This window comes from Mesorhizobium sp. RIZ17 (assembly GCF_051127865.1).
Classification (GTDB): Bacteria; Pseudomonadota; Alphaproteobacteria; order Rhizobiales; family Rhizobiaceae; genus Mesorhizobium; species Mesorhizobium humile.
Window position 1 is genome coordinate 1,229,716 of the sequence record NZ_CP147861.1, and the last position, 20,885, is coordinate 1,250,600.

The 20,885-nt window shown below is 64.0% G+C and carries 21 protein-coding genes; 9 read left to right on the plus strand and 12 right to left on the minus strand.

The features are described from left to right. The first annotated feature begins 27 nt into the window (after positions 1–27). From WDX12_RS06050 to WDX12_RS06075, 6 genes are all read left to right on the plus strand, one after another. Positions 28–192: a DUF1328 domain-containing protein gene (locus tag WDX12_RS06050; protein WP_018429836.1), complete on the plus strand. Its 165-nt coding sequence runs from the start codon at positions 28–30 to the stop codon at positions 190–192. Positions 193–423: 231 nt separating this feature from the next. Further along, positions 424–1,395 carry a sensor histidine kinase gene (locus WDX12_RS06055; RefSeq protein ID WP_320296774.1) on the plus strand — a complete coding sequence of 324 codons (972 nt, stop codon included), beginning with the start codon at positions 424–426 and terminating at the stop codon, positions 1,393–1,395. 42 nt (positions 1,396–1,437) lie between these two features. Continuing rightward, positions 1,438–1,584 (plus strand): hypothetical protein, encoded by a 147-nt coding sequence (locus WDX12_RS06060; protein WP_434724267.1) that lies wholly within the window; start codon positions 1,438–1,440, stop codon positions 1,582–1,584. Between the two features lie 77 nt (positions 1,585–1,661). Further along, positions 1,662–1,832 (plus strand): hypothetical protein, encoded by a 171-nt coding sequence (locus tag WDX12_RS06065; RefSeq protein WP_434724268.1) that lies wholly within the window; start codon positions 1,662–1,664, stop codon positions 1,830–1,832. A gap of 205 nt (positions 1,833–2,037) precedes the next feature. After that, a complete protein-coding gene (locus WDX12_RS06070) occupies positions 2,038–2,364 on the plus strand; it encodes a hypothetical protein (protein ID WP_434724269.1) in 327 nt (108 codons plus the stop codon). An 83-nt stretch (positions 2,365–2,447) separates the two neighbouring features. Further along, the gene (locus WDX12_RS06075; protein WP_027166589.1) at positions 2,448–2,693 is read left to right on the plus strand and encodes a YMGG-like glycine zipper-containing protein; all 246 of its coding nucleotides are present in this window, start codon (positions 2,448–2,450) and stop codon (positions 2,691–2,693) included. 40 nt (positions 2,694–2,733) lie between these two features. On the opposite strand, the gene WDX12_RS06080 is transcribed toward WDX12_RS06075, so the two are convergent. The 4 genes from WDX12_RS06080 to xylF all read right to left on the minus strand — a co-directional run bounded on the left by WDX12_RS06080 (position 2,734) and on the right by xylF (position 7,986). Beyond that, positions 2,734–4,401 (minus strand): CHASE domain-containing protein, encoded by a 1,668-nt coding sequence (locus tag WDX12_RS06080; protein WP_320296571.1) that lies wholly within the window; start codon positions 4,399–4,401, stop codon positions 2,734–2,736. A gap of 126 nt (positions 4,402–4,527) precedes the next feature. Further along, positions 4,528–5,328, minus strand: a complete 801-nt coding sequence (locus tag WDX12_RS06085) for an ATP-binding cassette domain-containing protein (protein ID WP_320296570.1) — start codon at positions 5,326–5,328, stop codon at positions 4,528–4,530. 11 nt (positions 5,329–5,339) lie between these two features. Beyond that, a complete protein-coding gene (locus WDX12_RS06090; RefSeq protein WP_434724270.1) occupies positions 5,340–6,692 on the minus strand; it encodes a sugar ABC transporter permease in 1,353 nt (450 codons plus the stop codon). Positions 6,693–6,945: 253 nt separating this feature from the next. Further along, positions 6,946–7,986, minus strand: a complete 1,041-nt coding sequence (gene xylF / locus WDX12_RS06095) for a D-xylose ABC transporter substrate-binding protein (protein WP_320296568.1) — start codon at positions 7,984–7,986, stop codon at positions 6,946–6,948. Positions 7,987–8,352: 366 nt separating this feature from the next. Between xylF and WDX12_RS06100 the strand changes: the two genes are divergently transcribed. Continuing rightward, positions 8,353–9,594, plus strand: a complete 1,242-nt coding sequence (locus WDX12_RS06100) for an ROK family protein (RefSeq protein WP_434724271.1) — start codon at positions 8,353–8,355, stop codon at positions 9,592–9,594. A 328-nt stretch (positions 9,595–9,922) separates the two neighbouring features. Here WDX12_RS06100 and phoB read toward each other — a convergent pair whose 3' ends face one another. The 7 genes from phoB to WDX12_RS06135 form a co-directional block, all read right to left on the minus strand. Beyond that, positions 9,923–10,612, minus strand: a complete 690-nt coding sequence (gene phoB, locus WDX12_RS06105) for a phosphate regulon transcriptional regulator PhoB (protein ID WP_010911896.1) — start codon at positions 10,610–10,612, stop codon at positions 9,923–9,925. 16 nt (positions 10,613–10,628) lie between these two features. Continuing rightward, positions 10,629–11,336 (minus strand): phosphate signaling complex protein PhoU, encoded by a 708-nt coding sequence (gene phoU, locus WDX12_RS06110; RefSeq protein WP_320296566.1) that lies wholly within the window; start codon positions 11,334–11,336, stop codon positions 10,629–10,631. 20 nt (positions 11,337–11,356) lie between these two features. Beyond that, complete coding sequence (pstB, locus tag WDX12_RS06115) at positions 11,357–12,160, minus strand: phosphate ABC transporter ATP-binding protein PstB (RefSeq protein WP_320296565.1); 804 nt, start codon at positions 12,158–12,160, stop codon at positions 11,357–11,359. Further along, positions 12,157–13,008 (minus strand): phosphate ABC transporter permease PstA, encoded by an 852-nt coding sequence (gene pstA, locus WDX12_RS06120; RefSeq protein WP_320296564.1) that lies wholly within the window; start codon positions 13,006–13,008, stop codon positions 12,157–12,159. The genes pstB and pstA overlap by 4 nt, the downstream gene beginning before the upstream one ends. A 3-nt stretch (positions 13,009–13,011) precedes the next feature. After that, positions 13,012–13,998, minus strand: coding sequence for a phosphate ABC transporter permease subunit PstC (gene pstC, locus WDX12_RS06125; protein WP_320296563.1), 987 nt, complete (start codon positions 13,996–13,998; stop codon positions 13,012–13,014). 66 nt (positions 13,999–14,064) lie between these two features. Continuing rightward, a complete protein-coding gene (gene pstS / locus WDX12_RS06130; RefSeq protein ID WP_320296562.1) occupies positions 14,065–15,123 on the minus strand; it encodes a phosphate ABC transporter substrate-binding protein PstS in 1,059 nt (352 codons plus the stop codon). Between the two features lie 494 nt (positions 15,124–15,617). After that, entirely contained in the window at positions 15,618–18,977 is a 3,360-nt protein-coding gene (locus WDX12_RS06135; protein WP_434724272.1) for a response regulator, read from the minus strand. A gap of 196 nt (positions 18,978–19,173) precedes the next feature. On the opposite strand from WDX12_RS06135, the gene WDX12_RS06140 reads away from it, so the two are divergent. Both WDX12_RS06140 and WDX12_RS06145 read left to right on the plus strand, forming a co-directional pair. Continuing rightward, positions 19,174–19,521, plus strand: coding sequence for a hypothetical protein (locus WDX12_RS06140; RefSeq protein ID WP_434724273.1), 348 nt, complete (start codon positions 19,174–19,176; stop codon positions 19,519–19,521). Positions 19,522–20,013: 492 nt separating this feature from the next. Continuing rightward, positions 20,014–20,235: a hypothetical protein gene (locus WDX12_RS06145; RefSeq protein WP_320296559.1), complete on the plus strand. Its 222-nt coding sequence runs from the start codon at positions 20,014–20,016 to the stop codon at positions 20,233–20,235. A 198-nt stretch (positions 20,236–20,433) separates the two neighbouring features. Here the strand turns inward: WDX12_RS06145 and WDX12_RS06150 are convergent, their stop codons facing one another. Continuing rightward, on the minus strand, positions 20,434–20,793 hold the full coding sequence (locus WDX12_RS06150; protein WP_320296772.1) for a hypothetical protein: 360 nt from the start codon (positions 20,791–20,793) through the stop codon (positions 20,434–20,436). Positions 20,794–20,885 lie beyond the last annotated feature (92 nt).

Below are 20,885 nucleotides of genomic sequence, written 5' to 3' on the forward strand. Positions count from 1 at the left end.
TTTCCCGACGTAAGAAGGAGACGCATCATGCTGTACTGGGCGCTCGTATTTCTCGTAGTTGCGATCATCGCCGGCGCGCTTGGGTTCGGCGGCATTGCCGGCACATCGGCGGGCATCGCGCAGATCCTGTTCTTCATCTTCCTCGCCTTCCTGGTGATTTCGCTCATCGCAGGCCTCTTCCGGAGAGCCTGACCGCAACACTGGAAGCCGCACCCCTCAAACGGTTTCCAGCCACCGCCGGGCGGAGCTTCAAAAGAGCACCGTCCGGCGGACCGTTTTTGGAGAGCCCTGCAATCGGGGTGGTGACCATGCGGAACCAGTTGCGGATTGAGCCGTTCAAGGACCGAGTGGGGGATGTTTCCAATGCCTTCCAAGGGTCCCACGAAGGACAGGGTTGAGAAGGAGAACAGTGAAGTGATCGCGATGCATCCTTCCGAAAGCGGGATGCAGGTCGGGCGTGCCTTGCTTCACGCCCTGCACAATGCCGGGATTTCGGTTCTCTACCAGGATCGGCAGATGAAGACGGTCTGGGCGCGCAACATGAACGCGCCCTGGGCGGCCGAAACCGCCGACGGCAAGGACTTGCTCTCGCCGGCGCAGGCCGAACGCATAAGGGCCGCCAAACTCAAGGTAATCGAATCCGGCAACGCGGACCAGCTTGAGCTCAGCATTCCGGGAAGCCAGGGCGTGCGCTGGTTCCAGCTTTGGATCGATGCCGACCGTGGCGACGCCGGCGACGTCCTCGGCGTCGTCACGACGATGGTGGAAACGACGGAGCAGAAACGCCGCGAGCAGACGCTTAAGGCATTGCTGCGCGAAGTCAGCCATCGATCGAAAAATCTCCTCGCCATCATCCAGAGCATCGCCACCCAGACCGGACGCTATACGGAGACGCTCAGTGAGTTCCTGGCGCGATTTCGCGGCCGGCTGCAATCGCTCGCGTCCTCGCAGGATCTGGTCACATCCTCCAACTGGCGAGGAGCGGCGCTGCAGGAGCTCGTATCCGGCCAGGTCGGCCGCTACAGCAGCGATCTGGCCCAGAGCCTGCGGTTCGCGGGCGAAAATCCTTATCTCAACCCCAATGCCGCCCTGCATATCGGCCTGGCGATGCATGAGCTGGCCGTGAATTCCGTGAGCTATGGCGCGCTGTCCCGGCCGGATGGCCATGTCGAGGTTCGCGCCAGGCTCGAGGCCGAAAACGGAATCGCGCCCAACCTTTTGCTGACCTGGACGGAGGTGGTCGGCGCCGCGCCGCGCAATGAGAAGCGCTTCGGCAGCGTGGCGCTGGAACGCGTCGTGCCGATGTCGCTGAACGGCTCCGCGACGCTGGAGATCGGCAAGGACCGCATGGAATACCGCCTCACGGTCCCGCATGGGAATTTCGAGACGGATTGATGGCGCCGCCGACGGCGCGAGAGCAGCTCCCAGGAAAGGCGCTTGGCGATCAGGCTCGGCGGCTTCGCCGTAGCCAGGCTCGGCGGCTTCGCCGTAGCCAGGCTCGGCGGCTTCGCCGTAGCTATCCGCCCGGAATTGCGCCGAAACGGAGCCTTGCCGGCCAAGGTCTTAACCGGCTGTTCACCATAAAGTCCGATCCTGTGTATCCGGCTAACGATGTGCCGGAAACCCATCCGCGCCCCCGGCGCGCGATCTGGGAGAGTGGAATGATGGTTGCCGACATGAACAGGCTGGAGCAGGCCGCCCGCGTCTCGATGAGCGGCTTCCAGGACGTCGAGCCGCCGCCGGCGCCACGGTCATCCCTTCTTCTTCTCCGCCTTGGCGCGATCGCGCTTCTGGCCGCCGTGGCCTTGACCGCGGCCTGGCAATTGTTCTGACCCGCATGCGGCTTTGACGCCCAGGCTTTAAAGCATGTCTCCCGAAAGTGGGCCGGTTTCGGGACAAAGACATGCTTAAAATCAAAAACTAAAGCAGGTCGCGTGAATCTTTTTTTACGCGACCGGCTTTGGGAGCGCTTCAGGCTCGGGCCCCGGAACTTTTGTCCGCCGAGAATCGTTGTTTGCGGCGAGAGGTTTGGAGCCCATGGAACACATCGCCGCATTGCTCTTCGTCGTCGGCTGTTCCAGCTCGATGACCGACTGCCGCGAACTCCAGGTGCCGGTCAGCGTCTTCGAGACCGAGCAGGCCTGTACGGCCGAAAGGCCTTTCGCCCTCGGCGACCTGCAGGGCCAGGCTCCCCGCATCATCGGCAAATGCCTCGCCGTCGATCCGGCGCGGGAGGATGATTACGACCAGATCGTCTGGAACGTGAAACCCGACGGCACGCTGGTCGCATCCCTGGAGGTTTCCGGCATGCTTGTCGCGTCGAACCGTGAGCGCCCCGAAGAAGACTATGTTAGGCAACAGTAAAATCGGACAGGCAAAGCCCGGTTTTTCATGCTAAATGATTGCCGGCACTGCCAAAAGTGAGGACAAAAGTGAGGAGCAATTCTATGCGGAAGATGATCATTGCCATGGTTGCCGTGGTTGCTGTCAGCGGCTGCACCACGACCGAGCAGGATGTCGTCGGTGGCGGCCTGATCGGCGCCGGCGTGGGCGGCCTGGTCGGTGGCGGCAAGGGTGCGCTGATCGGCGCGGCCGTCGGCGCCGGGTCTGGCCTCCTGGTTCGCAACCTGCGCAACGGCTATTGCCAGTATCGCGATCATCGCGGCCGGATCTACACGGCTCGCTGTAACTAATACCGGAAGAGAACCGGAGGCCGGCAACCGGCCTCCGGTTTCAAACCGCTGGTTGGCTCGCCATCGGGGACATTTTGGCCGCTGACGCGGTCAGCGGAATTTTGATTTCCACCTTCAATCCTTCGGCCTGATAGTCGCGCGCGATCGTTCCGCGCAACTCGCGCGTGACGTTGAGATCGATCAGCTTGGTGCCGAAGCCGGTCTTGGCCGGCGCTTCCAGTTTCTTCTGACCCGCCTCGCGCCAGTTCAGGACCAGCGTCCGCTCCCGGCCGCGACCTTCGTCGACGCTCCAGTCGACCTTGAGGGCGCCGACGGAACTGCCGGCTTCGCCATATTTCAGCGCGTTGGTGGCGAGTTCGTGGAAGGTCAGCCCGAGCGCCTGCGTCGTCGTCTCGTCGAGCAGCACTTCCGGGCCTGACAAGACACCTGCGGGAAGGTCCTTGCCGAACACCTGCCCGAGCTCGATGCGCAGCAGGTCGCCGAGATCGGCTTTCTGCCAGCGCGAGCGGGTGAGCATGTCTTGCGAAGCCGCCATGGCCTGGAGGCGCGCCGAGAACGATGCCGAAAACTCCTTGACGTCGGTGGCCTGCGAGGCCGTCTGCCGCGCGATCGCCAGCACGCGGGTGATCGAATTCTTGATGCGGTGCTTCATCTCCTGCAGGATCAGATCCTTCTCCAGCAGGCTCTTTTCGGTCGCCTCGTGCAGCGCCGATTTCGCGTCATAGGCACGTTCCTGATAGCGCGCCACCAACGCGATAGCGCCGGCAGCCAGAAGGCCGAACAACCCGAGCATCACCGGAATGGCGCGTGAGGACGGCGGCTCGAAGGCGCTTGTCGGCCTGAACAGCACGGTCCAGGGCCGGCCCGCGACGACGATATCGCGACGCGCCAGAAGTTTCGCGCCGATGCGTTCCGCCGGCGGTGCTTCAGAACGGAAAAGCAGATTGCCGCCCTCCGGCTTGCCGTCAAAGACCTCGACATTGACCGGCAGCAGCGGCGAGCGGCTGAGCGCGACCTGGAACAGGTCCTGGGCTCGGAACGCCGCGTAGAGGAAGCCGGCGGTCGAAGAGCGGCTTGCATTGATGACCTCGGGCGCGGTTTCGACGTTCAGCCGCACGAAGACCAGGAAGCCCGTGAAGGTCTGCGCCACGCCGGCGCCCTGTCCGAGCTGGACCACGCCGCTCGCATGCTGCCGGTCGTCGGCCATCGCCTTTTCGATCGCCGCGCGCCGCACCGGCTCGGTGAACATGTCGAAGCCGATGATCGACTGGTTGGACGTATCGAGCGGCTCGAACAGCACGATGGGCGTGCGCCATTGCTCGGTCGTTGCGGGATAGACCGGATGCGCCGTCCCGAGGTCGTGCAGGATGTCGCGTTCGACCGCCGCCTCGTCGCCGGTCTTGGCGAGCCTCAGGAAGCCGATCCCGCGCAGCCCCGCGAAATTGTCGCTTATGTCGAGCGCGGTGAAGAAGGCTTTGAATTCGCCGCGCGTGATGTCGCCGTTGCGGGCATCGAACAGTGCCTGCGTCGAACGCAGCAGCGACAGATGCAGGTCGATGCGGCTTTCGATGCGGTTGAGCGCGTCGTCGGCGGTCCCCTCGAACTTGATCCGCGCCGCCTCCTGCGTCGCGAAATAAGCGAACCCCGCCATCGTCAGGCTGATCAGCGCGACGGCGACGAAGGCAACGATCGGAAAGAGCTTCTTCAAATCAGCGATGCGGCCCGTGGACGGTCGACGACCTTTATGGGCAAGTCTCCGCGCCAACACAATGGCGCGGCCAAATCATCACAGGGGCTGGTACATCACGCAGCCGTTAATTAGCCGGCTATCCGTTCATGCCGCGATCTTCAGCGCGCCTGGACCCGGGATGGCGCCTGGCGGGCATTTGCCCAGGATGATCATGCCGAGCACCTCGTCCTGGGTGACGTCGGTCGTGCGCGCGGTGCCGACCACCTGGCCGTTCTTCATCACGCAGACCCGGTCGGCGAGTTCGAACACGTCGTGGATGTCGTGGCTGATCAGGAAGATGCCGATGCCGTCGGCCTTGAGCTGCTTGACCAGTTCGCCGACCTGCGCCGTCTCTTGCGGGCCGAGCGCCGCCGTCGGCTCGTCCATGATCAGGATGCGGGCGTTGAACAGGATCGCGCGCGCGATCGCCACCGACTGCCGCTGTCCGCCCGACAGCTTGATGACAGGCTCCTTGAAGCGCTGGAAGCGTGGATTGAGCCGGCCCATCACCTTGCGCGCCTCGGCTTCCATGGCGACGTCGTCCAGCGTGCCCCAACCCGTCATCAGCTCGCGGCCGAGGAACAGATTGGCGGCGGCATCGACATTGTCGGCCAGCGCCAGCGTCTGGTAGATCGTCTCGACGCCGTATTTCTTGGCGTCGCGCGGATTGGAGATCGAAGCCTCCTCGCCATTGATGAAGATCTGCCCGCTGTCGCGCTTGTAGGCGCCGGACAGGATCTTGATCAGCGTCGATTTGCCCGCGCCATTGTGGCCGAGCAGCGCCATCACTTCGCCGGGGAAAAGATCGACCGAGGCGTCGTCGACGGCGCGGATGCCGCCGAAGGCGATCGAGATGTTGCGCATGTCGACCAGCGGAACGCCGGCGGGAGCGGATTTTTCAGCCATGCTCGTTCTCCTCAGACCCGCTTGCGATAGATGGTGTCGAGCCACACCGCGACGACCAGCACGGCGCCCACGACGATGCTCTGCAGCGGCGAATCGACGCCGAGCAGCACCATGCCGGACTGCAGCGACTGCATCAGAAGCGCGCCGAGCATCGCGCCGAGCACGGTTCCGGAGCCGCCGGCGAGCGAGGTGCCGCCGATGACCGCCGCGGCGATGACCAGGAGTTCGTCCAGCGTTCCGAGCACGTTTGTCGAGGAGTTCTGCCTGGCCGACGAGATCGCCGCCGCGATCGTCGCCAGCACGCCCATGATCATGAACACCTTCATGGTGATCCAGCGCGTGTTGATGCCGGCGAGGTTGGCTGCTTCTGGATTGCCGCCGATGGCAAAGACATAGCGGCCGAAGCGCGTGCGCTTGGTGACGAAGGTCATGATCAGGCCGACGGCGACGGCCATTAGCACCGGAATGGCGATGCCATGCGCGATGAACAGCCCGCCTTCGGGAACGGTGATGTTGTTGGCGGCGGCGTAGCGGTTCACGATGCCGACCGGCCAGGGATAGGAATTGGCGAGCCACACTGCGCCCAGGATGACCGCGCAGGTGACGGTGGCGAGCAGCGTCTCGGCCCAGACCGGACGCAGCGGGAAGCGGAAGCGCTTGCGCTGCACGCGGCCGTTGAAATGCATGAAGATGACCGCCAGGCAGGCGACGATGCCGACGGCCCAGCTCCATTTGGCGCCGATCGAGCCCGCCGGGCCGCCGCCCATCAGCTGGAAGGTTGCGTCGAGCGGCGCCACCGTCTGGCCGCTGGTGACCCACCAGGCAGCACCGCGCCAGACCAGCAGCCCGCCCAGCGTGACGATGAAGGCCGGCACTTCGAGATAGGCGATGATGAAGCCCTGGAAGGCGCCGATGATGAGGCCGAGCGCCAGGCCGATCAGCAATGCCAGGACCCAGATCCAGGGATTGCCCAATTCAAGCCCGACGAAGCGAACCAGGAAATGCACTTGGGCAAAGCCCATGACCATGCCGATCACCCCTTCGGCCGATCCGACCGACAGGTCGATGTTGCGCATGACGATGACCAGCACCATGCCTGAGGCCATGATCGCCACGGCCGAAGTCTGAACCGACAGGTTCCACAGATTGCGCGGCGTCAGGAAGGTGCGGCTGTCGAAGTCGAGCGGATTGACGCCGAGGCGCAGGCTGGAAATCACGTGCAGCCCGACCCAGATCAGCAGCAGCGCGCCTATCATGCCGAGCATGCGGGTATCGATCTCGGTTGCCTTCAGGAACCTGGCGACAGCGCCAAGTTCCGACGCGCGCGCGGTGTCCGCCGATTGGGTAGACGTCGTATCGGTCATGATTTCCTCCCGCCGGCCTGCCCGTCTGACGCGGATGCCTGGCCAAGCCTAGAAGCTATCCGCCAGAGGCGGAAACACAAATCTTTTTGAGAAAACGCCGCGGCTTCAAAGCAATCCCAGGAAAAGTGCGTGGCGGTTGGGATCGGCGACTTCGCCGTAGCTTCCCGTCCGGGATTGCGGCAACAAGGAACTGGAGCGGTTCATCGAACCGCTCCAGGCCGCGGCGCAGGATTTTGATCGAGAGCCGGCAAACTTAGTTGCAGACCTTGACGCTGCCGGCGGCAACGCCAGCGCAAACTTCGTCCTTCTTGATCCAGCCGGCGTCGATGACGACGTTGAGATTGTCCTTGGTGATCGCGATCGGGGTCAGGAACAGCGACTTGACGGTGTTGCCGCCAGGCGTCGTGAAGTCCTTGGCGCCGGCGATGTCGCCCATCTTCTTGCCGTTGGCGAGCTGCGAGGCGATCTCGGCGGCGTTCTTGCCAAGCTCGCGCGCGTCCTTCCACACCGACACGGTCTGCGTGCCGAGCGCGATGCGGTTGAGCGCCGCGTGATCGCCGTCCTGACCCGAGACCGGAACGGTGCCGGCCAGGCCTTGCGCCGTCAGCGCCGCTACGACGCCGCCGGCGGTGCCGTCATTGGCCGCCACGACCGCGTCGACCTTGTTGTCGTTGGCGGTCAGGAACTGCTCCATGTTCTTCTGCGCGTTGGCCGGCAGCCAGCCGTCGGTATAGGCCTCGCCGACATTCTTGATCTTGCCGCTGTCGATCGCCGCCTTGAGCACTTCCATGGAGCCCGAGAACAGGAAGTCGGCGTTCGGATCGGAACCCGAGCCCTTGATGAAGACGTAGTTGCCTTCCGGCTTGGCCTTGAACACCTCGCGGGCCTGCATGCGGCCGACTTCCTTGTTGTCGAAGGTCAGGTAGAAGACGTCCTTGTTCTCGATCAGGCGGTCATAGCCGACGACCGGAATGCCTTCGTCGAGCGCCTTCTGCACCGCCGGACCGATGGCCGAGGCATCCTGAGCCAGGATGATCAGCGAATTGGCGCCCTGCGAGATCAGGCTTTCGACATCGGTCAGCTGCTTGCCCGGATTGGACTGCGCGTCGGCCGAAATATACTTGTCGCCGGCGGCCTCGATGGCTGCCTTCATCGCCGCTTCGTCGGTCTTCCAGCGCTCTTCCTGGAAATTCGACCAAGAGACGCCGATCACCTTGTCCTTCGCCTCGGCGACCGACGCCAACGTCAGCGACATGGCAACGCCCGCCAGGATGGCGGCTGCGAATTTCTTCATGATATCCTCCCTGCGCTCTGTGCGGCGCGACCCAGACTGGCCCGAAGGCCGGTACAGAGGCTTTTTTTCGAGCCTCAAAAAAATAGTGATCCAGCAAAACGACGCTGTCAACCGCGATTCTGATGGGTTTTGATGGGTCCGAACATTTTTTTCGACACCCGCAATAAATAATGACATGGACCTTGGCTTCTGCCAGTATCCAGAAGCAATTCCAGGAAAAGTGCGCAGCGGTTTTCCGCCCGGAATTGCGTCAGAACAAAAGACAGACGGTTCGCCGTTTCCGCAAATGGTGAACCGTCTGGCGTGTCAACGCTAGGCCATGGCATCATCACAAGGCCGCGATGACCGGGGAGGACGTGCGAAGACATGTCGGTCGGAATCCGTCACGACGATTTGCGCCGGCGCAACCGCGCCATGGTGATTTCGGCCGTGCGCCGCGCCGGCCAGCCTTCGCGCACGGAGATTGCCGCCACCACCGGGCTCAGCCACTCGACCATTTCGGCGATCTCCGCCGATCTGATCCAGGAAGGCATTCTCACCGAGAGCAAGGCCAGCGAGCCGACGGCGCTGAAACGCGGCCGGCCGCAGATCGGCCTGGCGCTGAACCCTGAAGCCGCCGCGGTGCTGACCGTGGTCTTGTCGCTGAACTTCCTGTCGGTCGCCGTGATCGATTATGCCGGCCAGGTGGTCGCCGAGGAGCAGCAGCGCTTGGACACGCTTGTCATGCCCCGCGACGACTTGATCGGCGAATGCGTGGCGATCGTCCGGCGCCGGCTGCAGGATCCCGACCTCGACGTGAGCAGCGTCGCCCGCATCGCCATGGGCATCCAGGGCATCACCGATTCCCACGCACGGGCCATGCTGTGGTCGCCGATAACGCCGCTGACCGACATTCCTTTCGCCGACATCCTCGAGCAGGAATTCGGCATCCCCGCCACCATGGAGAACGACTGCAACATGATGGCGGTGGCGCTGCAATGGCGCGACCCCGAGCGCTATCGCGACGACTTCATCGCCATCCTCCTGTCGCACGGCATCGGCATGGGTCTGGTGCTGAAGGGCGCGCTGTTCACCGGCACGCATTCCTCGGGCGGCGAATTCGGCCACATGATCCACCGCCCGGGCGGCGCGCTTTGCCGCTGCGGCCGGCGCGGCTGCGTCGAGGCCTATGCCGGCAATTACGCGATCTGGCGCAGCGCCATGAAAATGAGCGAGGACGCCGAGCCGGTCGACGTCGGCGACGCCGACATGCGAGCCCTGGCCGCCAAGGCGCGCGAGAAGGACGGCCCCGAGCGGGAGGCTTACCGTCGGGCAGGCGAGGCGCTTGGTTTCGGTCTCGGCAGCCTGTTCGCCCTCATCGACCCGGCGCCCGTGGCCATGGTCGGCGTCAGCGCGGCCGCCTTCGACCTGATCGAGCCGGCGCTAAGGGAGGCGATCGCCCAGACCGCGGGCGGCCAGCACTCGGAATCGATCTCCTTCGACACCGAGCCTAACGAGCTGCCGCTGATCCGCGAAGGCTGCGCCATGCGCGCGCTGACCTTCGTCGACCAGGAGATTTTCGCGCCGGGCATGCAGGCAAGAGCGGGCAGCGGAAAAAACGTGGCCTGAGCGGCTTTGAAGTGACCGCTGGTCGCTGAGGACAGCAGCAGACGCTTGAGATTAGCGATGGCCCCGCAGCTTCGTCATTCCAGGGCGAAACAGGAGCGAAGCGACGCAGCGCAGACCCTGGAATCCATGCCGTTACTTCGATCGTAGGCGCAGCGGAGCAGAATTCTGCACCGCCCCGGCGCGTCGAAGTCACGGAATGGATCCTCGGGTCTGCGCTGCGTCGCTACGCTCCTTGCTCCGCCCGTGGATGACGACGCTAGAAGCGTCTCGGCTAATCACCATCGCAGATGCCGGGAGCGGAGCCCGTCAGCGCTTCCGCGCCCTATCCCTAATCCTCCCTGATCGCGTAACCCGCCCCGCGAATGGTTCGGATGACGTCGGGCATGCGGCCGTTGTTGACCGCCTTGCGCAGGCGGCCGACATGGACGTCCACCGTGCGCTCGTCGATATAGATCGTCTCGCCCCAGACATTGTCGAGCAGTTGGCTGCGCGAGAACACGCGGCCAGGATGCCGCATCATGAATTCGAGCAGGCGGAACTCGGTCGGGCCGAGCCTTATCTCGCTCTTCTTGCGGTAGACGCGATGCGACTCGCGGTCGAGCACGATGTCGCCGACCTTGAGCACGCTGGACAGCACCTCCGGCTTGGCGCGGCGCAGCAGCGCCTTGACGCGCGCCATGAATTCCGGCGTCGAGAACGGCTTGACCAGGTAGTCGTCGGCGCCGGTCGAGAGCCCGCGCACGCGGTCGCTTTCCTCGCCCCGCGCCGTCAGCATGATGATCGGCAGCCGCTCGGTCTCGGGCCGCATCCTGAGGCGCCGGCAGAGCTCGATGCCGGAAACCGCCGGCACCATCCAGTCGAGCACGAGCAGGTCGGGAACGTTTTCCTGAAGGCGGATTTCGGCCTCGTCGCCGCGGGTCACCACTTCCACCTGGTAACCCTCGGATTCGAGATTGTAGCGGAGCAGCACCCCCAGCGGCTCCTCATCCTCCACCACCATGATGCGTGGCGCGATCATCGGGGTAACCTTCTCGTCAGGCCGCCGGCGCCGACATTGCCGTCTCGTCCTGCTTGGGACGGTTGGCGGGCAATTGCGTACCGGTGAGCACATAATAGGCGTTCTCGGCGATGTTGGTCACATGGTCGCCGATGCGCTCGAGATTCTTGGCGCAGAACAGAAGATGCGTGCAAGCGGTGATGTTGCGCGGATCTTCCATCATGTAGGTCAACAGCTCGCGGAAGACGGACGTGTATTTGACGTCGATGCGCTCGTCGTCGTTGCGCAGCTTGGCCAGCGCAGTGGCGTCGCCCACCATATATTCCTGGGTCACGGCCTGGACCTGGATCAGCACCAGCTGCGCCATGGAATCGATCGAATGCGTGAGGTCGCGCGGCGCGGTGCTGACGCCGACCGCGCCAACGCGCTTGGCGATGTTCTTGGCAAGATCGCCGATGCGTTCGAGATCGCCCGCCATGCGGATCGAGCCGACAACGTTGCGCAGGTCGTCCGCCATCGGCTGCCGCTTGGCGATCAGCGTGATGGCGCGGTCGTCAAGCTCGCGCTGGCGCGCGTCCATGATGGCGTCGTCGGAGACGACGCGCTGCGCCAGCGCATTGTCGGTTTCGAGCAGGGCCCTGGTCGCGCCGCCGACCATGGAGCCGGCCAGATCGCCCATGTCGTTGATAAGCCGGCTGATCTGCCTCAGATCCTCGTCGAAGGAGGCGACGGTATGTTCGGCCATGATGATGTCCTCGTATGAACTCAGCCGAAGCGGCCGGTGATGTAGTCCTGCGTGCGCTTTTCGCGGGGCGAGGTGAAGATCTTCTCGGTCCGGTCGAACTCCACCAGCTCGCCCAGATACATGAACGCCGTCTGCCTCGACACGCGCGCCGCCTGCTGCATGTTGTGGGTGACGATGACGATCGTATAGTCGGCCTGCAACTCGTCGATCAGTTCCTCGATCTTGGCGGTCGACAGCGGATCGAGCGCCGAGGCCGGCTCGTCGAGCAGGATGACCTCGGGCTTCACCGCCACGGTGCGGGCGATGCACAGGCGCTGCTGTTGGCCGCCGGAAAGGCTGAGGCCGCTGGCGTTGAGCTTGTCCTTGACCTCGTTCCACAGCGCGGCGCGCTTCAGCGCCGACTCGACGCGGCTGTCCATCTCGGCCTTGCTGATCTTCTCATACAGCCTGACGCCGAAGGCGATGTTCTCGTAGATCGACATCGGGAACGGCGTCGGCTTCTGGAACACCATGCCGATCTTGGTGCGCAGAAGGTTGAGGTCCTGCGAGCGGTCGAGGATGTTCTTGCCGTCGAGCAGTACCTGGCCCTCGGCGCTCTGCTTCGGATAGAGCTCGTAGATGCGGTTGAGCACGCGCAGCAGCGTCGACTTCCCGCAGCCCGACGGGCCGATGAAGGCGGTCACGCTGCGCTCCGGCAAGGACAGGTTGATGTCCTTCAGCGCCTTCGATTGGCCATAGTAGAAATTGAGGTTCTTGACCTCGATCTTGGCCTTCTCGACGGTCGTGTCGGCTACGTTCAGGTCGGTGGACAACATCGGTTTCATCTGTCCTCTCTGCGTCCGGTCAGGCTGCGGGCGATAATGCTCAGCCCGAGAACCGTAAGGGTGATTATGAGTGCGCCCGTCCAGGCCAGCTGCTGCCATTCCTCGTAAGGGCTGAGGGCGAACTGGAAGATGGTCACCGGCAGGCTGGCCATCGGGGCATTGAGATTGCTCGACCAGAACTGGTTGTTGAGCGCGGTGAAGAGAAGCGGCGCGGTTTCGCCGGAGATGCGGGCGATCGCCAGCAGGATGCCGGTCACGATGCCGGACAGGGCCGCGCGGTAGGCGACCGAGCGGATCACCACCCAGCGTGGCGCGCCGATGGCGGTGCCCGCTTCGCGCAGCGCGTTGGGCACGAGGTTCAGCATGTCCTCTGTGGTGCGCACCACGACGGGGATCACCAGGATCGACAGGGCGACGGCGCCGGCAATCGCCGAGAAGTGCCCCATCGGCCGTACCATCAGCTCATAGACGAACAGGCCGATGATGATCGATGGCGCCGACAGCAGGATGTCGTTGATGAAGCGCACGATCGTCGTGAGCTTCGAGAAGCGCCCGTACTCGGCCATGTAGGTACCGGCCAGCACGCCGATCGGCGTGCCGACGATGATGCCGATGATCGTCATGACGATGCTGCCGTAGATGGCGTTGAGCAGGCCGCCGGCGTCGCCGGGCGGCGGCGTCATCTGCGTGAACACGGCCAGGTTCACCCCGGAGAGCCCCTTATAGAGCAGCGCCCCGAGGATCAACGCCAGCCAGGCGAGGCCGATGCCCGCCGCGACGACGCACAGCGCCATCATCACGGCGTTCTTGCGTTTGCGGCTTTGGTGAAGCGATGCGGCAGTCGACATCGGTCAGGCTCCCGTGCGGCTATCGATGCGCAACAGCATGTAGCGTGCGAGCGCGAGGATGATGAAGGTGATGATGAACAGGATCAGGCCGAGCGATACCAGCGAGGACGTATAGAGATCGCCGTCGGCCTCGGTGAATTCGTTGGCGATGGTCGCCGAGATCGTCGTGCCCGGCGCAAACAGCGAGGCGCTGATGCGGTGGGCGTTGCCGATGACGAAGGTGACGGCCATCGTCTCGCCGAGCGCGCGGCCGAGGCCGAGCATGACGCCGCCCATGATGCCGACGCGGGTATAGGGGATGGTCACGCGCCGGGTCACTTCCCAGGTCGTGCAGCCGATGCCGTAGGCCGATTCCTTCAGCACCGCCGGCACCGTGTCGAACACGTCCTTGGTGATCGAGGTGATGAAGGGCAGCACCATGATGGCGAGGATCAGCGACGAGGTCAGCAGGCCGATGCCGTAGGGCGGGCCGGCAAACAGGCTGGAGAGCCCCGGTATGCCGTGGAAAATATAGATGATGAAGGGCTGCACCGTCGTCTGCAGGAACGGCGCGAAGACGAACAGGCCCCAGATGCCGTAGATGATCGAGGGAATGCCGGCAAGCAGCTCGACCGCAATGCCGATCGGGCGCCGTAGCGGGCGCGGGCAAAGCTCGGTCAGGAAGACGGCGATGCCGATGCCGATCGGCACGGCGATGAGGATGGCGATGGCCGAGGTGACGATGGTGCCGTAGATGGGCGCCAGCGCGCCGAAATTCTCGGTGACCGGGTTCCAGGATTCGGTGGTGAGGAAGGAGAAGCCGAACTTCGACAGCGCCTCCCACGAGCCGGCGACCAGCGAGATCGCGACGCCGCCGAGCAGAACCAGCACGAGGATGGCGGAAAGGCGGGTGGCCGTCCGGAAGGCCATGTCGGTGAAGGCGAAGCGGCGCACTGTCGCTTCTCTGGTCCGCAGGGCGGACGATGTCGCGGCTTCGGAAACGGCTGTCATTTACCCCCTCGCATTTCGAAAGAGACAGGAGGGCGCCCAAAGGCGCCCTCCTTTATTCGCTAGGAATTACATGCCGGAGTAGAGCGGCTTGCCGTTCGCGTCGACGATGTCCTTGCCCCACATCGCCTCGACACTCTTCACGACGGCGTCGGGCATCGGAACATAGTCCAGGCTGGCGGCCAGCTCGTCGCCCTTGGCGTAGGACCAGGCGAAGAACTTGAGCGCTTCGGTCGTGGCCGCGGCGTCGTCGGGCTTCTTGTAGACGAGGATCCAGGTGGCCGACGTCATCGGCCAGGATTCAGCGCCGGCCTGGTTGGCCAGGATGACGCCGTAGCCCGGCTGCGAGCTCCAGTCGGCATTGGCCGCGGCGGCCGAGAAGGCAGCGGCGGTCGGCTCGACCTTCTTGCCGTCCTTGTTGATCAGGTCGGTGTAGGTCAGCTTGTTCTGCTTGGCATAGGCGTATTCGACGTAGCCGATCGCGCCGCCGGTCTGCGAGACGTTGTTGGCGACGCCTTCGTTGCCCTTGGCGCCGATGCCCACCGGCCATTCGAGCGCGGTGTTGACGCCGACCTTCGACTTCCAGTCGGCGCTGACGTCGGCCAGGTAGTAGCTGAAGTTGAACGTGGTGCCCGAGCCGTCCGAGCGGTGCACGACGGCGATCGCCTGGTCGGGCAGCTTGGCGTCGGGGTTGAGCTTCTTGATCGCTTCGTCGTTCCAGTTGGTGATCTTGCCGGAGAAGATGTCGGCCAGCGTCGGACCGTCGAGAACCAGTTCGCCCGGCTTGATGCCCTCGAGGTTGACGACCGGAACGATGCCGCCCATCACCATCGGGAACTGCGCCAGCCCGGTGGAGTTGAGATCCTCGCCCTTCAGCGGCGCGTCGGAAGCGCCGAAGGTCACGGTCTTGGCCTTGATCTGCTTGATGCCGCCGCCGGAGCCGATCGACTGGTAGTTGAGACCGATGCCGGTCTCCTTCTTGTAGGCGTCAGCCCACTTCGCATAGATCGGATAGGGGAAGGTGGCGCCGGCGCCGGAAATGTCGGCTGCCATCGCGGCGGAGATGCTAAGGGTTGATGCCGCAGCCATTGCAATCGCAACGGCCGCCGAGCGGATGAAATGTCTCATGTGGCCTGCTCCTGTTCGGAAGATGGTCTCTCGGCACCCGTTGTATCGGCGCCCGGTGAGGGCAATAGCTCTCGATTATTACAGTCGCATGACAGTTTCGTGTCAGCCCAGTAACGCCCGAACGGGGATGTCTGGAGAGGTCCGCGGCGGCCTCGCGGGACCGGCCGGAGTTTGCCGCGGGAATCAGTAACTTGTCTGACTTTTGAATCAAAAATTATCCCGGCGGCCGGGTCACGGCCGCCGGGAAATAAAATCCGGACGAGAGCGCGTTGCCTGTACGCCAGAGCGGATCATGGCCTGGCCATCGCCGAAAACAGGGTCCGTTGGGGTAGAGTCGACGCTGTTTCTTGTTGGCGGTCGCCGCTCCCGCCCGTAACTGAAAGGCGGAATCGATATGCCCATTGTCCTGGCTTGGCACATGCTTTGATATGGTGCGATCGCACCATACGTATGCGTCAATGCTCCTCGCGGGGTGCCGCCGGTCTGTCTCGCGCTTAGCCGGCGCTGCGCCGGACTTCCGCTTCGGCGCTCAGCCAGCGCTCGAGCTTTTCCAGCAGCGCGCGCGGGCTGATCGGCTTCGGCAGGTAATCGTCCATGCCGGCTTCCAGGCAGCGTTCGCGGTCGCCCTTCAGCGCATGCGCGGTAACGCCGACGATCGGCACATGCGTGCCCATGTCCTCCTCGAGCCGGCGGATAGCGCCCGTCGCCTCCAGCCCGTTCATTTCCGGCATCGACACATCCATCAGGATCATGCGTGGATTGAGCTTGCTGAAGGCGTCGAGCGCCTTGCGGCCGTTGCCGACGATCTCGAATCGGTAACCGGTCTCGCCGAGGATCTGGGTGAACACCAGCTGGTTCACCTCATTGTCCTCGGCCACCAGGATGTCGAGCCCGCGCTCCGCATCGGCGGGGCGTGGACGCGCCCGCCCCGGCGGCGGCTGCAGCATGGCGCGATCCGATGCCGCCGTCGGCGCCGGCGCGGCTTGCGGGGGGCTGCCGCCGCCAACAGCGGGTTGCGCCGCGGCGCTGCTGTGGCGATGGCGCTGGATGGTCGCGACCAGCGTTTCCAGGAGGATGGAGGAGCGCGCCGGCTTGATCAGCTGCGCGTCGATGCCGAGGTCGCGATAGGCCGTGTTGGCGAGCGACTGGTCGACCGAGGTCAGCATGATGATGGGTGTATGCGCCAAGCCCGCCGTGTTGCGCACGATGCGCGCCATCTCGGCGCCTGTCATGCCGGGCATCTGGTAGTCGAGCACGACGCAGTCGACCGGCACGCCATAGGCGGCGGCGGCAATCAGTACCTTTAACCCTTCGGCGCCGCTTTCGGCCGCGCAGGAATCGAACGTCCACGACGCCATCTGCTCGCTCAGAATCGAGCGGTTGACGGCATTGTCGTCGACGATGAGCACGCGCGCGCCGGTGACGTCGATCGGCATGATGCGCTGTCCGCCCTGCTCGGCCCTGGGCAGCGTGACCGTGAACCAGAAGGTCGAACCCTTGCCTTCGGCGCTGTCGACGCCGATCTCGCCGCCCATCATCTCGACCAGCCGCGAGGTGATGGCAAGGCCAAGACCGGTCCCCTCATGCCGCCTGGTCGAGGAGGTGTCGACCTGGCTGAATTTCTCGAACACCAGCTTCAGCTTGTCTTCCGGAATGCCGATGCCGGTGTCGGTCACGGAAATGGTGAGCTTCGTCCCCGCGGGGACCCGGTCGCCCGTCACATCGACCAGAACATGGCCCTCGTCGGTGAACTTCACGGCGTTGCCGAGCAGGTTGGTGACGATCTGCCTGATCCGGCCGACATCGCCGACGAACTGGCCGTCGAGCCCGGGCTGGACACGGACGATGAGCTCGAGGTCCTTCTCCTTGGCGCGCGTCGATACCAGCGTCGCCACGTCCTCGATCGCCTCGGCGAGATTGAAGGGCGCCGGGTCGAGCACCAGCTGGCCGGCATCGATCTTGGAAAAGTCGAGGATGTCGTTGATGATGGTGAGCAGCGCGTTGCCGGATTTGACGATGATGTCGGTGAACGTCTTCTGCTTCGGATCGAGGTCCGACTTTGCCAGCAGCTCTGCCATTCCAAGAACCCCATTCATCGGCGTGCGGATCTCGTGGCTCATATTGGCGAGGAACTCGGACTTGGCCCGGTCGGCAAGCACGGCGCGCCGGCGCGCCTCGCCGAGCTCGGCCTCGCGCTGCTTGAGCTCGGTGATGTCGGTGGTGGAGCCGATGAGATAGAGCGAGCCGTCCGAGGCGATCATCGCGCCCTTGCGCGCGAACTGGTGCCTGACGCTGCCATCCGGCATCGTCACCGTCTCCTCGATTTCCTGCGTCTCGCCGGTGCGCAGCACGGCAAGGTCGCTGGCGACGAAGGCTTCGCCGTCCGCGCCGAAAATCTCGACATCGGTCTTGCCGATGGCTTCTTCCCTGCTGAAGCCTGTGAGATCGCACCAGCCCTTGTTGACGTAGAACTGCCTGAGATCCGAGCGCTTGGCGTAGATCGACACCGGCACGTTGTCGATGAGGCTGCGGAACACCTCGTTCTCGCTCATGCTCTGCCGGAGCACCTGCTCGCGCGCCTTGACGTCGGTGATGTCGGTGCTGGAGCCGACCAGATGGACGGAGCCGTCGATCGCCACCAGCCGGCTCTTGCGCGTCATCAGCTGCCGCACCGTGCCGTCGCGGTGGGTGACGGCTTCCTCGATCTCGCGCCCCGCGCCGGTCGTCACGACTTCGGTGTCGTCATTGCTGAAACCGTCCGCCTCTTCCGTCGCGAAGAGCTCGCGATCCGTCTTGCCGAACACTTCGTCCTTGGCGAGGCCGGTCAGCGCGCACCAGGCCTTGTTGACGAATTCGATGCTGAGATCGTCGGCCTTGATGAAGGCGGCCACCGGCAGCTCGTCCATCACGTGCCGGTAGAGGTCGATCTGGCGCATGGAGTCGCCCAACGCCTTCTCGCGCGTCTTGATGTCGGTGATGTCGACGCGCACGCCGATAAACGTCCCGTCGTCGGTGCGCATGTCATAGACCTGGTACCAGCGCCCGTCGGCGTTGAGGCGTTCGTAGGCGGAACTCGGCAAACGGTACCGCTTGAGCATGGCGTCAAGCCAGCGCTCGGTGTCGACGCCATACAGACCGTCGATCTCGGCGTCGCCGCTCGAGCGGAAGTAGCCGACCGAATGGCCGAGCGACAACGCCTCGCGGAATGTGCGGCCCGGCTGCCAGGCCGGCTTCAGCGCCGGCAGCGTATCCTGCAGCTTGCGGTTGGCGAAGACGAAGCGGTCGTCGCGATCGTAGATGATGACGCCCGCCGGCAGCGACTCCAGCACGATGGCAAGGTTCCTGTGCGCGTCCTCCGCTTCTGTCTCGCGCTGTTTCATGTCGGTGATGTCGACATAGAAGATCAGCCGCTTGCCGCCGGGAAGCGGCGCCAGCGAGGCGATCAGCGTGCGGCCGTCCTTGCGCGGCAACTGCCTGGATCCCGAGGTTCCAGCCCGGATTTCAGCCTCCCGCTCGGCCACATGGCTTTGCCAGGCCTGTTCCTCGCCGCCGAACGGATCGGCATCGCGGCTGGCTTCCATGAGGTCGCGAAAGCGGCTGCCGGCCGGAGCGCGCAGCGGATCGATCTTCCAGAAATCGTAGAACGCCCGGTTGACCACCTCCGCCCGCAATTCGGCATCGAGAACGATGACGCCGATCGGCATCGAATCGACCATCAGGCTCAGATTGGCAAGCGCCTCCGAAGGCCCGGCCATGTCGTGGACGTCACTGGGAAAAGCCCCGTTGCCGCTCATATCCGCCTTGTCGAAATTCCGCGCGCTGTCCGCCCCGACAGTCCCGTCCGTATCCGCCATTCCTACCCCCAAGGCCGAACCGCGCCGGTTCGTCGACGGAATGTGCCCGACAAGCATTAACGATCCGCTAACCATAATGATTGCAACCGCCTGCCCCCGGTGCCGTTGCCGCAAATTCCGGTCGCCGCCGGCTGCGGTAATCCGCCGGTTGGCGATTAAGGCAATGACGCATTATAAGGTGCCTGAGGTGTTGCTAATGTTTGGTCGAATCACGGCTTTCGTCTTGTGCCCGGTGCTGCTTGCGGCGGGCGGCTGCGTGCGCAGCGACGACGGCACGGTGATCGTACCCAGCCGGATGGATGTCAGGCGCGTCTGGGACGAGGCGCCGCCGGGAACGACCGCGTCGCGGCAAATCGCCTCGGACGTGTTTCCTCTGCCGCCAGGCCCGCCGCCGGATCCCGCTGTCCGGCGTCATTCCAGGCCCGCTTCGGCAAGGCCCTCCTACAGCCGGGATTTGCCCGGCACGTCTTCCGCCGAGCAGCCCCCCCTGACCTGCCGGAATGTCGGCGAAACTGGCAAGCGCTACCGCGTCGTCTGCGAGTAAATTTGCCTGGTCAACACAGCCGGGCGCCTCTGCCGCAAGGCAGGGAACGGCGGCCCGATCAAGTCGCGGGGAAGAAGGCCGGCCCGACCACGCACACCGGCTTCGCGTCTGCCAGGACGAGGGCCTCCGACTAATGCGTGTTGAGATTCAGGTCAGGCCGCGCCGAAAATGATGGGTTCCGAGAACCGGAGCGGAGCGTACTTCGGGTACGTGAGCACCGGAAGCGCAGGAAGCCGTCATTTGCAGGCCGGCCTCACCTGAATATCAACACGCCTTAATGCATGTCGCGCAAAAGTGCCCTCGGTTTTGCGGCAACGACATGCATCAAACAAAGGACCTAAAGCGCGTCGCCTGAATCCGTTTCAGCGCGACGCGCTTTAGGTCGGCGATGGCCAAACCCGCGGCGCGATCACGGATCACTGATGAAACCTTTGATGGGCGACAGGCGTTGTTGGCGTTGATGTGAGCCGCGCTGCGCGGAGGAGACTGAAGATGTCCATCCACTTCACCGTCTCTGGCCTGACCAGGAACCTGATCCATTCGCTTGGGCTGGATCATGAGCAGGCGCCGAGACCCCTTACCCCCGAACAGAGCCTTCTCTTGGATTGTTACCTTGCCGGGCAGATCCCGGACTCCGCCTGGAACGATTACGTCTTCGAGATGCCGGAACTGGAAAAGCACGCCCAGATTCGGCGCGCACGCGGTTTGACCTGAAAGCAATTACAGGAAAAGTGTGAGCGGTTAATGCATGTCGCGCAAAAGTGACCTCGGTTTTGCGGCAACGACATGCATCAAACAAAGGACCTAAAGCGCGTCGCCTGAATCCGTTTCAGCGCGACGCGCTTTAGGCTCGGCGTCTTCGCCGTAGTCTTTCGTCCGGAATTGCGTCAAAACAAATAGTCAAGCCTGCTGCTACTTCTTCGGCGAGTTGAACTGCAACGTGAAGACGTTTCCGGCAACGCCTTGCGCCAGCGACGGCGAAAAGCTGAGCGGCAGGCAATCGTTCAGGGCCTTGGTCGCCGCATCGACATAGGCCTTGCGCGCCTTGTCGTCGCCGCCGACATGGATGGCGGTCGTCCTCGGCGGCCCGATCAGCGTGCCGTCGCGCTTGAAGCTGAAGCTGAGCGTGACCGAGGAATTGTCGGAATTGGCCGGCGGTGTCCAGCAGGCGAGCAAGGCGCCGCCGACCTCGTTCATGCTGTTGAGCGACGCGGCGGCCGATGGAAAGGGCGCAATCGACAGCGTGACCGCCATCACCAAGGATCTTGCCATGTTCATCGCGGGTTCCTCGTTGCCATCGCTCAACCGCCTGGCGGCATCGTACGATCCATGACGAGGATGACAACAGGATTTCAGCCTGCCAC